The following is a 12,463-nucleotide window of genomic DNA, read 5'->3' on the forward strand; positions in this document are numbered from 1 at the left end:
GGCCCGACAGCGGCGCAACGCCGCCCGGAGAACGTCATGCAGCTCAACGACCCGCGTCTTTTTCGCCAGCTTGCCTATATCGACGGCCGCTGGACGGCCGGTAACAGCAACCGCGATGAAGCGGTACTGGATCCCGCCAACGGCGAGACCCTTGGCCACTGTGCGCTGCTCGACGCCGAGCAGATTACCGAGTCGGTGACCGCTGCCGAAGGCGCCTTCGATGCCTGGCGGGCGCTGACGGTTGACGAGCGCGGTGCGCGTCTCAAGGCCTGGTATCGGCTTTTGCATGAACACAAGGAGGATCTCGCCCGCATCATGACGCTGGAGCAGGGCAAGCCGCTGCACGACGCCCGTGGCGAGATCGACTACGGCGCCAGCTTTATCGAGTGGTTTGCCGAGGAGGCGCGGCGCGCCTACGGCATGACCATCCCCAGCCATATTCCCGACGCCATGCTGGGTACGGTCAAGGAGCCGGTCGGAGTGTCGGTGATGTTCACCCCCTGGAACTTCCCGCTGGCGATGATCACCCGCAAGGCCGGGGCAGCGCTGGCGGCGGGCTGTCCGGTCATCGTCAAGCCGGCCAACGAGACGCCCTTCTCGGCGCTGGCGCTGGCGGAGCTGGCCGAGCGCGCCGGCATTCCCGCCGGGGTATTCAACGTGGTGACCGGCGACCCGGCCACCGTCTCCGAGATTCTGTGCGGCGACAACCGGGTACGTTCGGTGTCGTTCACCGGCTCGACACGGGTTGGCAAGTTGCTGATTCGCCAGAGTGCCGGTAGCGTCAAACGCATGTCGCTGGAGCTGGGCGGTAACGCCCCCTTTATTGTCTGCGAGGACGTCGACGTCGACTGGGCGGCGCGCGAGGCGGTGGCGGCCAAGTTCCAGACCGCCGGTCAGGACTGCCTGGCGGCCAACCGCATTCTCGTGCATCGCCGCATCTACGAGCGCTTTGTGGAGCGCTTCACAGCGCACATGAAGGCGCTCAAGGTCGGCAGTGGCATGATGGAGGTGGATATCGGGCCGCTGATTCATACCCGTGCCGTGGGGATGGCTCGTGAGCTGGTGGAGGACGCCACCTCACAGGGGGCGCGACTGATTCACGGCGACCAGTCGATGGCACCGGGAGCCAACTTCTTCATGCCGACCCTGCTGGCCGATATCACGCCGGGTATGAAAGTCTTCCGCGAGGAGAACTTCTCGCCGGTCGCCGGGATCGGCGTGTTCGACAGCGATGAGGAGGTGGTCGAGCTGGCCAACGACACCGAGTACGGCCTGGCCGCCTATATCTACAGTGACGACGTGCGCCGCATCTGGAAGATGATGCGCGGCCTCGACTACGGCATGGTCAGCGTCAACACCCTCAAGATGACCGGCGCGCCGATCCCCTTCGGTGGCATCAAGCAGTCCGGGCTGGGCCGCGAAGGCGGCGCCCAGGGGCTGGAGGAGTATCTCGATACCAAATACTTCTGCCTGGGCAACATGCCGAGTCCCTCGGGCAGCTGAGTCGGCAAGCGTATCGCCAGCGCTGGGGTTTGGGTCTGACGTGGCGGGTGGCATGAAGGCAGCGGGGTTGGCCGCCCAGCGCCAACCCCGAGTGAGACTACCTGCGTCTCGAATCCCCCGGTACCGGCGCGATGCCCGGGCCGGTAAACTCGCCCACCTTGTGCCATTTGCGACCGTCACGCTCGAGCAGTTCATGAGCGCCTGCCGGACCATCCTCGCCGGCGGCATACCCCTCGACGCTATCGTCTTCGGCCCAGGCGTCCAGGAAGGGCTGCACCGCACGCCAGCCGTTTTCAATGGTGTCGGCGCGCTGAAACAGCATCTGGTCGCCGGTCAGGCAGTCGTAGATCAGGGTTTCGTAGCCGGTGGCGGCGGGCAGGTCGTAGAAGTCCTTGTAGGCGAAGCCCATCTTGAGCGTATCCATCGCGAGCTCCGGCCCCGGCCGCTTGCCCTGAAAATCGAACCACAGGCCTTCGTTGGGCTGGATCTGAATAATCAGCCAGTTGGAGGCCATGCGGTCCACTTCGGCATCGCGGAACTGGGCATAGGGGGCCGGCTTGAAACAGATCGCGATCTCGGTATCGCGAGCGCTCATGCGCTTGCCGGTACGCAGGTAGAAGGGCACGCCTATCCAGCGCCAGTTATCGATCATCAGCTTCATGGCGGCGAAGGTTTCGGTATTGCTGTCGTCAGAGATATCTTCTTCTTCACGATAGCCGGGGACTTTCTCGTCGTTAATGCTGCCCGGGCGGTACTGGCCGCGTGCCGAGTTGTGGCGTGCTTCCTCGGTGTTCCAGGGGCGTACCGCGCTGAGCAGCTTGGCCTTTTCGCTGCGCAGGGCGTCGGCACCCAGCGCCGAGGGCGGTTCGATCGCGACCATCGCCAACAGCTGGAAAAGGTGGTTGGGCACCATATCGCGGGTGGCGCCATTGGCGTCGTAGAAGGCGGCGCGCTTCTCGACGCCCACCGTCTCGGCGGCGGTGATCTGGACGTGATCGATGTAGTGGTTGTTCCAGAACGGTTCGAACATCACGTTGGCGAAGCGCGCCACCAGAATGTTCTGCACCGTCTCCTTGCCGAGGAAATGGTCGATCCGGTAGATCTGCGTTTCGTCCATCACATCAAGCAGTTGGGCGTTGAGTTCACGGGCGCTTTGCAGATCGCGGCCGAAGGGCTTTTCCACCACGAAGCGACGCCAGCCGTCGTCCTCCTTCAAGAGCCCGGCCTTGCCCAGATTCCCGGCGATATCGCCGAAAAAGCGCGGTGAGGTGGCACAGTAGAAGATGGCGTTGGCAGTGTCGGCGCCTTCCAGCCACTCATGGAGGCGCTCATAGGCTTCTTCACCGGTGAAGTCGGCCTGGATGTAATGAAGCCGTTGCGCGAAGTTTGCCCAGGCCTCGTCGTTCAGATCGCTGTTACGGCCCTCGGCGTGGCTGGCGGCTTGCTTGTCGGCGAGAAAGGCTTCGATATGATCGCGAAAGCCGTCGTCGTCGTTGTCGGCGATATCGATGCCGACGATCTGCATGCCGTCGTCGAGCAGTCCGTCGCGGTCAAGGTTGTAAAGCGAGGGAACCAGCAGCCGCTTGACCAGATCGCCGCTGGCGCCGAAGACAAAAAGCGTGCTGTTTTCGGCGGCCGGGGCCGTTTTTTGCTGAGGTTGTTCATCGCTATGGCTCATGGATGGCGCCTCGTGGTTGGCTCGAAAGATGATGAATCACTCTTCCAAGCTTAATCCAGATGCGTCGATTTGCCCCAATTTACCGGCCGTTCAGGAGGGGTCGCGATGTTCGCGGTCGTCTTCGGGCTGTATGGCCGGTGGCTGACGGTCGCTACCTTCGGCGCGGTCGAGGCGCTCGCGCAGGAGTTTCACCTCCTTGTTGAGCTCGATGACCTGGTGGTAGAGGGCGCGGGTCATGTCGCGCTGGGCGCGTGCCTGGCGGTCGCCGCGTTCGCTGCCGTCCTCGATAAAGATCGAGCTGATATAGGCGGCGAAGCTGCCGAAAAGCCCCACGCCGCCGATCATCAGGGCGACCGCGACGACACGGCCGAGGGTAGTGACCGGATAGTAGTCGCCGTAACCGACCGTGGTGACGGTCACCACCGCCCACCACAGCGCCTCCTCGGCGGTCTTGATGTTGCTTTGAGGGTTGGGGCTCTCCACCATCAGCATGGTGATCGCGCCGAAGGCGACCAGCAGCACGGTAGCGGTGGCCGCCGAGGCGAATACCCCCTCGGCGCGGTTGCGAAACAGCAGCCGCCAGATCATCTCCATCGACTTGATTGCGCGCAGCACGCGCAGCACCTGCACCACGCGAAAAAGCCGTGCGCCCTGAAAAAGCCCGGCAGGGATGCAGGCGAGCAGGTCGATCCAGCCCCAGCGCATATAGGCGAGCTTGCTTTTGGCGCGATGAAAGCGCTGACAGAAGTCGATGAAAAAGAAAAAGCAGACGATGTAGTCCATGTACTGCAAAAGCCGCGACACTTCCGGCGGCAGTGTCACCGCCAGATCCAGCACCATGGCGATAATGACGTAGACCGACAGCACCAGGATAAAGAGCTGAAAGGGGGTGACGCGTTCTCGCACGGTACTGATTCCTCGCCGCTGCTATCGCATATGACGACCGGGTACAGGGCGCATCGCCAACCGGGCGCCGTGTTCAGCCGACGCTCAGGCCGGTCGTTTCATCGATACCCAGGTGGATGTTCATGTTCTGTACCGCCGAGCCGGCCGCGCCCTTGCCGAGATTGTCGAGCCGCGCCACCAGCGCCACTCGCTGCTCGCCACCAAACACGAACAGCTCGACCCGGTTGGTGTCGTTGCAGGCGGTGACATCGAAAAAGCCGCGGTCGAGGTTGTGCTCGTCCTCCAATGGCATGACCCGCACGAAGGGTTCGCCCTCGTAGTAGCGCTCGAGCGCCCGATGCAGCGCCCGGGCGTCGCCGTTGAGATGGGCAACGTGCAGCGGCACCGTCACCGCCAGCCCCTTGCGGAAGTTACCCACCACCGGGTTGAACACCGGTTCCTGTTCGAGCCCGCTGTGCCGTTGCATCTCCGGCAGGTGCTTGTGGGCGAGCGTCAGACCGTAGGGGCGCGGGGCGTCGAGTTCGCCGCGGCTTGCAGACTCGTACTCGGCAATCATTTTTTTACCGCCGCCGCTGTAGCCGGTCAGCGAAAAGGCCGACAGCGGGTAGTCGGCGGGCAGCAGGCCGGCGTCGATAAGTGGCCGCACCAGCAGAATGAAGGTGCTGGCGTGGCAGCCTACATTGGCGATGCGCCGGCTGGCGCGAATTGCCTCGCGCTGCCCAGCCAGCTCCGGCAGGCCGTAGGTCCAGTCGGGATGAGTGCGAAAGGCGGTACTGGCGTCGATCAGGCAGGTGTGAGGGTTGTCGACCAGCGCCGCGGCCTCGCGCGAGGCGTCATCCGGCAGGCACAGGAAGACCACGTCGGCGTCGTTGATCAGCCGGGCACGCTCGGCGACATCGCGGCGACGCGCGCTGTCGATACGCAGCAGTTCAATGTCGTCGCGCTGATGAAGGTAGTCGAAGATGCCGAGACCGGTGGTCCCCTCCTGACCGTCGACGTAGATCCTGGGCGTCATCATAGGCCTCCGCAATAGCCCTGCCGTAAGTCGCAAAGCCGCTATTGTAGCGGCTCGCCGGTGGTCCGTGCGAACGCTGGCCCGGCCTGTCGCGATGTGCCGATTGTGCTGCAGCTAGCAGCCTGTCGGACTTAACGCTGACCGGCTGCAAACCCCGGGCTTTTGGCCGGTTTCATCGCTCGGAATCGTTAAATAGCGGGGCTATTCGCCTCATCCGAGCGATGAAACCGGCTCAAGATCCGTCGTTTTCGCGACGATCGGTCAAGCCCGACAGGCTGCTAGGTCCGGGGCTCGGTCAGCCCGGCGATTCTCTGCGCCAGCGGCTCGCCGTGGGCGCAGGCGGCGGCGTCGACGATCTGCGCGGGCTCGGGGCGGATGCCGGTGTAGAGCACGAACTGCTCGATCGCCTGCATGACGATCACCTCGGCGCCCGAGATGAGCGTCTTGCCGGCCGCTTCGGCGGCGCTGATAAAGGGCGTTACGGCGGGCTGGGCGACGACGTCGAAGGCGATATCGCAGTCGTCGATCATTGTCTGCGCAAAAGCGAGCGTATCACTTTCCGCCCCTTCCATGCCCAGTGGCGTGACGTTGATCAGCATGGCCGCACCCTGTTCGGGCACTTCCCCGCGCCACTGGAAACCGTAGCGCGCCGCCAGCGTCTCGCCGGCTTCGCGGTTGCGCGCCACGATGGTGCCAGCGTGGAAGCCGCACGCCTTCAGCGCCGCGGCCACGGCCCGCGCCATGCCGCCACTGCCGCGCAGTATGAAAGGCGTGGCAGGGTCGATGGCGCGCGCGGTAACAAGATCGCGCACCGCAATGTAGTCGGTGTTGTAACCGCTCAGCCTGCCGTCGTCGTTGACGATGGTATTGACGCTGTCGAGCGCCCGTGCCGAATCCTCCAGCCGGTCGAGCAGGGGAATCACGGCCTCCTTGAACGGCATCGAAATGGCACAGCCGCGGATCCCCAGCGCGCGCACGCCGCCGATCGCGGCGGGCAGGTCGGTGGTGCTGAACGATTTGTAGACGTAGTCGAGGCCGAGCAGTTCATAGAGGCGATTGTGCAGACGCGAACCCGAATTGCCGGGTCGACCCGAGAGCGACATGCACAGGCGAGTGTCGCGCCCGATGGGCGGTTGGGTCATGCCAATACTCCTGTTGTCATCGGTTGAAGGGGGTGTGTCTCTATTGTACACGGTCGTTTTTGCCTCGCATCCACCGCCGGCAGTGTGCCCGGATGCGATGGGTCGGAGTGCGCCGGGGAACGAGGAGCCGTACTGTGCCGCAGCGATCGCGCCCGGGCGTTGCCGCACGGCTTTTCGTGTTCGCGGACGCCGGCTATCGGCCCGGATGAGAAGGTCGAATTGCGATGATATGGAATTCAAAATTTTGCGCTTTTTTTGCGCAAAACCGGTCCGCTATTTTTGCGATATGAGAGCGCCATGACGCCTTTAAATTGAAGATGGAAATTATATTTTTTTCTGTTTTTACGGCGTTTTTGAAGCCTATTAACCGAAAGCATCATGGCAGGTTGACGAGAGAAATGATTATCTGAGCAAACGTTATCTCAAGCGGCATATCGCGTCGCTGTAGACGAACCGGGAGGGGGATAAAGCGTGTCGACAATGCAGCCGCAAAAAAACCGTTCGACTTCAACTGATAGTGGTGCGCGCGTCACGCTGCGCGAAGTGGCGGCGCTTGCCGGGGTGAGCGTAACGACCGCTTCGCGCGCCCTTAACGATGCCGGCCGGATGCAGCCGGAAACCCGCCGGCGGGTGCGGCAGGCGGCGCAGACGCTGGGCTATCGGCCCAACTCGATAGCGCGCGGGCTGGTTCAGAACCGCTCCTTCACGCTGGGGCTGCTGACCAACGACATCTACGGCCGCTTCACGCTGCCGATCGCCACCGGACTGTCGCGGGTGCTGGCGGATCGGGGCGTTTCGGTGCTGCTCTCCTCCTGCCATGACGACCCGCGCATGACGCGCCTCAACCTGGAGGCACTGGAGGAGAAGCGGGTGGATGGGCTGGTGATTGCCGGCCGGCGTATCGACCGTTCCCTGCCCGTCGAACTGCCTCGCAGTGGCCTGCCGATCCTGCACGTCATGTCGGCGGTGCCCGAAGGTGGCGTGGGGTTTCTGCCCGATGACAGGGGCGGTGCGCGGCTGGCAACACAGCATCTTGTCAACCTTGGGCGACGGCGCATTGCGCATCTGACCGGACCGCGCGGCTTCGAGTCGGCGCGACTGCGTGAGCTGGGCTGGCGCTACACCCTGGAGGATAACCATGCCGATGCCTGGGGCCCGGCGCTGTTCGGTGAATGGTCGGAGCAGCACGGTTTTGAGGCGGCGCTGCAGATGTTCGGCGCCGATAGAGGGCAGCTGCCGCCGGATGCGGTTTTTTGCGGCAACGATCAGATCGCACGCGGGCTGATCGATGGCCTGACCCGGCTCGGGGTACGGATACCCGAGGATGTGGCGGTGGTCGGCTTCGATAACTGGGAGATTTTCGCCGACGCCACACGTCCGCCGCTGACCACCGTCGACATGGGGCTGGTAGAACTCGGTCGGCGTGCCGGGCTGGGTTTTCTGAACATGATCGAGGGGCTGCCGGTGACCGAGGGGGTGACTCATACGCCCACCGAGCTGGTGGTCAGAGCGTCCAGCGCCGACACATGAAGTGCAGCGCAAGGGACACCGCTTCAGTAGCCGGAAGGAGAGCGTCTCAGCGATAGAACCGTGCAGAGCGTTGTCAATCGGCGCGGTGCAAAGTAAATGCGTCGCCTCGCCGGATGTGAACGGGCAATGCGGGAAAGAATCGGCATGTTGTGTGCCACAGGGCCCGCAAAAGCCTTTGCTCTATAAACAGCAAGGAAGAGGGAATGGACATGATCGATTACAAAGCGATGATCAACGGCGTGGCAGTGATATCCCTGGCCGGTATGGCGCTGCCGGGTGCGGCGTCGGCGGAGGATTTTTCGATCTGGGTGCGCTCCGATGGCTCCGAATTCATGCCCAGACTCGTCGAGGCCTTTAACGCCGAGAGCGAACACCACGCCAATCTCCAGATCGTGCCCGTCGACGAACTGGTGCAGAAATACGCTATCGCCGCCGCCGGTGGTTCGGCGCCGGATGCGCTGTCGCTGGATGTGGTGTTCAACCCCGCCTTTGCAAGCGTCGGGCAGCTGCGCGATATGACCGATTTCGCTCACTCGCTGCCCTATTTTGACAGCCTGTCGAAGGCGCATCTCGAGGTCGGTAGCTGGGAGGGCAAAAACTACGGCCTGCCCTTCTCGGGCGACGCCTCGCTGTTGATCTGGAACAAGGATCTGTTTGAAAAGGCCGGTCTCGATCCCGAGGATGCCCCCGATAGCTGGGCGGAGATCGAAAAGGATGCCGAAGCCGTCTCCGCGCTCGGCGACAACACCTATGGCTTCTACTTCTCGGGCAACTGCGGCGGTTGCAACATCTTCACCTTTACGCCGCTGATCTGGGCCTCGGGGGGCGATATCTTCCAGCACAACGGTCGTACTGCGACGCTTGATTCCGACGAAGTGGCCGCGGCGGTCGAGTTCTATCGCGGCATGGTACAGAAGGGACTGGTCCCCGAGGGCGCCCGCACCGATACCGGCACCAACTTCTTCGGCGCCTTCGCCAACGGCAATATCGGCATCGCGCCCTCCGGCTCTTTCGCTATCGGGGCGTTGAACAATCAGTATCCCGATCTCAACTACGGCGTGACCTACCTGCCGGGGTCGCAGGCCGGAGAGTGGTCCTCCTTTGCCGGCGGCGACAACATCGTCATCTCCGCCGCGACCGATGAAAGCAAAATTCCCGCCATCGAGGATTTCATCAGATTTGCCTACTCCCCCGAGGGCCAGACCATTCTGGCCCGCAACGGCGCGATGCCGGTGCGCAGCGATGTCGCCGAGCAGGCGCTGGCGGGGCTCGACGAGCGCTATCTGATCTCGGTCAAGGCGATGGCGGGGGGGAGCACGCCCTACAGCGTGGTCTTCAACGACCTCATCAATTCGCGCAACGGCCCCTGGATCACGGCACTCAACGAGGCCTTCTTTGCCAACAGCGCCGAACAGGCCAGGCAGGCGCTCGAGCAGGGCCAGCAGGAGATGCAGTCGATCATCGACGCGGCCTACTGAACATCGGGTAGCGGGCTGCGGCCCGTCGCTCGAGCGCGCTGGAGGGAGGACAACAACATGAAGATGATCAGGGGTGCTATCGCACTGACCGCGCTGTTGGCACTGACACTCCCGGCGGCCGGCACTCGTGCCGAGACCTTCTCGCTGTGGGTGCGCTCCGGGGCCAACGACTACATACGCGAGTTGATCGCCTCCTTCGAGGCCGACAGCGAGCATCGCGTCGATCTGCAGGTGGTGCCGGTCGACGAGATGGTGCAGAAATATGCCATTGCCAGCGTCGGCGGCTCCGCGCCGGATGCGCTGTCACTCGATCTGATCTATACCCCGGCTTTCGCCAGGGCGGGGCAGCTGCGCGATCTCACCGACTTCGCCCATTCGCTGGCATGGTTCGACCAGCTCTCGCCGGCGCACCTGTCGGTCGGCACCTTTGATGGTCGTCTCTACGGGCTGCCCTTTTCCGCCGACGCCTCGCTTTTGATCTGGAACAAGGAGCTGTTCAAAAGGGCCGGTCTCGACCCCGAAAACGCGCCGCAGAGCTGGACGGAAATCATCGCCGACGCGCGCGCCGTAGGTGCGCTGGGGCCGGAGACCTACGGCTTCTACTTCGCCGGCAACTGCGGTGGCTGCAACATCTTTACCCTGGCGCCGATGATCTGGGCCGCCGGTGGCGAGATTCTGTCCGCCGACGGTCAGCAGGCGATGCTCGACTCGCCGCAGGTACGCGAGGCGATCGACTTCTATCGCACCATGGTGATGGACGGTCTGGTGCCGGCCGGCGCCCGGACCGATTCGGGAGCCAACTTCTTCGGCGCCTTCGCCAACGGCAATATCGGCATTGCCCCGCTGGGCTCGTTCGCCATTTCGATTCTCAACCAGCAGTATCCCGATCTGGATTACGGCGTCGCCTTCCTGCCGGGGCAGGAGGCGGGGCAGTGGTCCTCCTTCGCCGGCGGCGACAACATCGTCATTTCACGGAGCACCAGCGAGGAGAAGCTACCGGCGATCAAGGCCTTCATTCGCCATACCTATTCGCTTGCAGGGCAGAAGATCCTTGCCCGACGCATCGGCATCCCGGTGCGTGCCGACCTGGCACAGCAGGCGCTGGAAGGGCTCGACCCGCGCTACGCGCTCTCCACCGAAGCGATGCAGAACGGTCGCACGCCTTACTCGACCGTTTTCAACGACCTCATCAATTCGCGCAACGGCCCCTGGACCACCACCCTCAATCGCGCCTTCTTCGCCGACAGTGAGGCGGAGGTGGAGGCGGCGCTGGCGGCGGGGCAGGCCGAGATGCAGGCGATTATCGATGCGGCCCGATAACTTCCGCATGGCGCTGTATGCGCTGTCGTTCACGACCAGATCGAGGAGGTGCCGCCATGCCTGATGTGCAATCTCATCCGCTGCCCTCGGCGGCGCCCACGCCACGTCGGCGCCGGCGTCGCGGCTGGCACGGGTTGCTCTATACCCTGCCGGCGCTGGCGCTGGTGGTGGTCTTTTTCCTCATTCCGCTGGGCATGACGGTGTGGATGTCGCTGCACAACTGGCCGCTGCTGGGCAACGCGCGCTGGATCGGGTTGGCCAACTATACGCGGCTGTGGAACGACGCCAGTTTCTGGAATGCGCTGCTGTTCACCGCGCAGTACACCATCGTCTCGACCATCGGCCTGCTGGGCCTGGCGCTGGCACTGGCGCTGATGGTGCAGCACCAGGGGCGGGCGACCGGGCTCTATCGCACCGTCTGGTTTCTGCCGGTGGTGACGGGCTTTGCCTCGGCGTCGCTGCTGTGGGCCTGGCTCTCCAACGTCGATGCCGGGCTGTTCTCGCCGCTGGCCCAGCGTATCGGTCTGACCGAGGGGCGCTTCAACCTGCTCGCCGATTTCGATACCGCCTTCTGGTCGGTGACCGTCATGGTGGTGTGGAAGATGGCCGGCTTCTACATGATCATTCTGATGAGCGGCCTGCAGGCGATCCCCGGCGACTATCAGGAGGCGGCGCGCATCGACGGCGCCAGCGCACTGCAGCGCTTTCTGTGGATCACCGTGCCGCTGATTCGTCAGCCCTTCGCGCTGGCGCTGATCATGTGCGTGGCGGGTTCGATGCTGGCTTTCGATCAGTTCTACATCATTCTCAACGGCGGCCCGCGCAACCAGACCGTGACCGCCGTCTACAAGATCTTCAACGAGAGCTTCGTCTCCTTCCGTCTCGGTTACGGCGCAGCGCTGTCGGTGATTCTGCTACTGATTCTGATGGTGCTGTCGATCATTCAGCTGCGACTTTTACGCGACAGGGGGGAGAGCTGATGCAGACCTCTACGCGACAGGGTGGCGTGACGGCACCCACCGCGCGCGGCGGGCGTATCCGTGGCCACCGGGTGCTGTTTCATATCACCGCGGTGCTGGTCACGCTGATCTTTCTGGCGCCGATTTTCTGGGTGGTGATGGCGAGCTTCAGGCCCGCCGCGGTGTCGCTGCAGCCACCGCTGCCGCCCTGGCCGAGCGATGGTGTGGGGGTCACCTTCGACAACTATAGCCGGCTTGGTGACTACGGCGCCTCGGTGCTGCACTACACCGCCAACTCGGCCTTCGTGGCGGTGGGCACGGCGCTTTTGACCATCGTCGTCTCACTGCTGGCCGGCTACGGCTTTTCGCGCTACCGCTTTCCCTTCCGGTCGGTGGTCTTTGTGCTGATTCTGGCGACCATCATGATCCCCTTTCAGTCGATTCTGACCCCACTGTTCCTGCTGCTGGCGAAAATGGGGCTGCAGAATACCCTGACCGGGCTGGTATTCATTTACGCCACCCTGCAGCTGCCTTTCTCGGTGTTCATGATGAAAAACGCCTTCGACTCGGTACCCAAAGAGATCGAGGAGGCCGCGCGCATCGATGGCATGAAGGGCGTGCGTATGCTGGCCCGAGTGATGATGCCGCTGGTGACGCCGGGCATCGTCACAGTCGGCCTGTTCGCCTTTCTCAACGCCTGGAACGAGTTTCTCGCCGCTCTGGTGCTGCTGACCGATCAGAGCAAGTTCACCCTGCCGGTGCTGATGACCGCGGTGCGTTACGGCCGCTACGGCTCGGTCGACTGGGGCGCGGTACAGGCCGGGGTAACGATCATGATGATCCCCTGCCTGATTCTCTTTCTCATTCTTCAGCGCTCCTACATCCGCGGCCTGACGGCCGGCGCGGTGAAGTGAGTCGCGAACAAGGGAGTA

The 12,463-nt window shown here is 63.5% G+C and carries 10 protein-coding genes; 6 read left to right on the forward strand and 4 right to left on the reverse strand.

From position 1 onward, the window contains the following. Positions 1-36: 36 nt before the first annotated feature. Positions 37-1,503, forward strand: a complete 1,467-nt coding sequence (locus tag H146_RS0111915; protein ID WP_019952103.1) for an NAD-dependent succinate-semialdehyde dehydrogenase — start codon at positions 37-39, stop codon at positions 1,501-1,503. Positions 1,504-1,600: 97 nt separating this feature from the next. Here the strand turns inward: H146_RS0111915 and zwf are convergent, their stop codons facing one another. From zwf to H146_RS0111935, 4 genes are all read right to left on the reverse strand, one after another. Further along, entirely contained in the window at positions 1,601-3,181 is a 1,581-nt protein-coding gene (gene zwf / locus H146_RS0111920; RefSeq protein ID WP_019952104.1) for a glucose-6-phosphate dehydrogenase, read from the reverse strand. Between the two features lie 90 nt (positions 3,182-3,271). After that, positions 3,272-4,087 carry an ion transporter gene (locus tag H146_RS0111925; RefSeq protein ID WP_019952105.1) on the reverse strand — a complete coding sequence of 272 codons (816 nt, stop codon included), beginning with the start codon at positions 4,085-4,087 and terminating at the stop codon, positions 3,272-3,274. A gap of 73 nt (positions 4,088-4,160) precedes the next feature. Next, on the reverse strand, positions 4,161-5,102 hold the full coding sequence (gene argC / locus H146_RS0111930) for an N-acetyl-gamma-glutamyl-phosphate reductase (protein ID WP_019952106.1): 942 nt from the start codon (positions 5,100-5,102) through the stop codon (positions 4,161-4,163). A gap of 278 nt (positions 5,103-5,380) precedes the next feature. Beyond that, the gene (locus tag H146_RS0111935; RefSeq protein WP_019952107.1) at positions 5,381-6,244 is read right to left on the reverse strand and encodes a shikimate 5-dehydrogenase; all 864 of its coding nucleotides are present in this window, start codon (positions 6,242-6,244) and stop codon (positions 5,381-5,383) included. 480 nt (positions 6,245-6,724) lie between these two features. On the opposite strand from H146_RS0111935, the gene H146_RS0111940 reads away from it, so the two are divergent. The 5 genes from H146_RS0111940 to H146_RS0111960 all read left to right on the forward strand — a co-directional run bounded on the left by H146_RS0111940 (position 6,725) and on the right by H146_RS0111960 (position 12,445). Beyond that, positions 6,725-7,774, forward strand: coding sequence for a LacI family DNA-binding transcriptional regulator (locus tag H146_RS0111940; protein ID WP_019952108.1), 1,050 nt, complete (start codon positions 6,725-6,727; stop codon positions 7,772-7,774). Positions 7,775-7,983: 209 nt separating this feature from the next. After that, positions 7,984-9,252, forward strand: coding sequence for an ABC transporter substrate-binding protein (locus tag H146_RS0111945; RefSeq protein ID WP_245558736.1), 1,269 nt, complete (start codon positions 7,984-7,986; stop codon positions 9,250-9,252). A 57-nt stretch (positions 9,253-9,309) separates the two neighbouring features. Then, complete coding sequence (locus tag H146_RS0111950) at positions 9,310-10,572, forward strand: ABC transporter substrate-binding protein (protein WP_019952110.1); 1,263 nt, start codon at positions 9,310-9,312, stop codon at positions 10,570-10,572. A 56-nt stretch (positions 10,573-10,628) separates the two neighbouring features. Beyond that, on the forward strand, positions 10,629-11,552 hold the full coding sequence (locus H146_RS0111955; protein ID WP_019952111.1) for a carbohydrate ABC transporter permease: 924 nt from the start codon (positions 10,629-10,631) through the stop codon (positions 11,550-11,552). Then, positions 11,552-12,445 (forward strand): carbohydrate ABC transporter permease, encoded by an 894-nt coding sequence (locus H146_RS0111960; protein WP_019952112.1) that lies wholly within the window; start codon positions 11,552-11,554, stop codon positions 12,443-12,445. Before H146_RS0111955 ends, H146_RS0111960 begins: the two co-directional genes overlap by 1 nt. Positions 12,446-12,463: the final 18 nt, after the last annotated feature.

The sequence above is a fragment of the Kushneria aurantia DSM 21353 genome (assembly GCF_000382245.1).
GTDB classification, from domain to species: domain Bacteria; phylum Pseudomonadota; class Gammaproteobacteria; order Pseudomonadales; family Halomonadaceae; genus Kushneria; species Kushneria aurantia.

Excerpts from the sequence above, each read along its gene's own strand:
- H146_RS0111915 (WP_019952103.1), top strand. The coding sequence starts at position 37 with ATGCAGCTCAACGACCCGCGTCTTTTTCGCCAGCTTGCCTATATCGAC.
- zwf (WP_019952104.1), bottom strand. The coding sequence starts at position 3,181 with ATGAGCCATAGCGATGAACAACCTCAGCAAAAAACGGCCCCGGCCGCC.
- argC (WP_019952106.1), bottom strand. The coding sequence starts at position 5,102 with ATGACGCCCAGGATCTACGTCGACGGTCAGGAGGGGACCACCGGTCTC.
- H146_RS0111935 (WP_019952107.1), bottom strand. The coding sequence starts at position 6,244 with ATGACCCAACCGCCCATCGGGCGCGACACTCGCCTGTGCATGTCGCTC.
- H146_RS0111940 (WP_019952108.1), top strand. The coding sequence starts at position 6,725 with ATGCAGCCGCAAAAAAACCGTTCGACTTCAACTGATAGTGGTGCGCGC.
- H146_RS0111945 (WP_245558736.1), top strand. The coding sequence starts at position 7,984 with ATGATCGATTACAAAGCGATGATCAACGGCGTGGCAGTGATATCCCTG.
- H146_RS0111950 (WP_019952110.1), top strand. The coding sequence starts at position 9,310 with ATGAAGATGATCAGGGGTGCTATCGCACTGACCGCGCTGTTGGCACTG.
- H146_RS0111955 (WP_019952111.1), top strand. The coding sequence starts at position 10,629 with ATGCCTGATGTGCAATCTCATCCGCTGCCCTCGGCGGCGCCCACGCCA.
- H146_RS0111960 (WP_019952112.1), top strand. The coding sequence starts at position 11,552 with ATGCAGACCTCTACGCGACAGGGTGGCGTGACGGCACCCACCGCGCGC.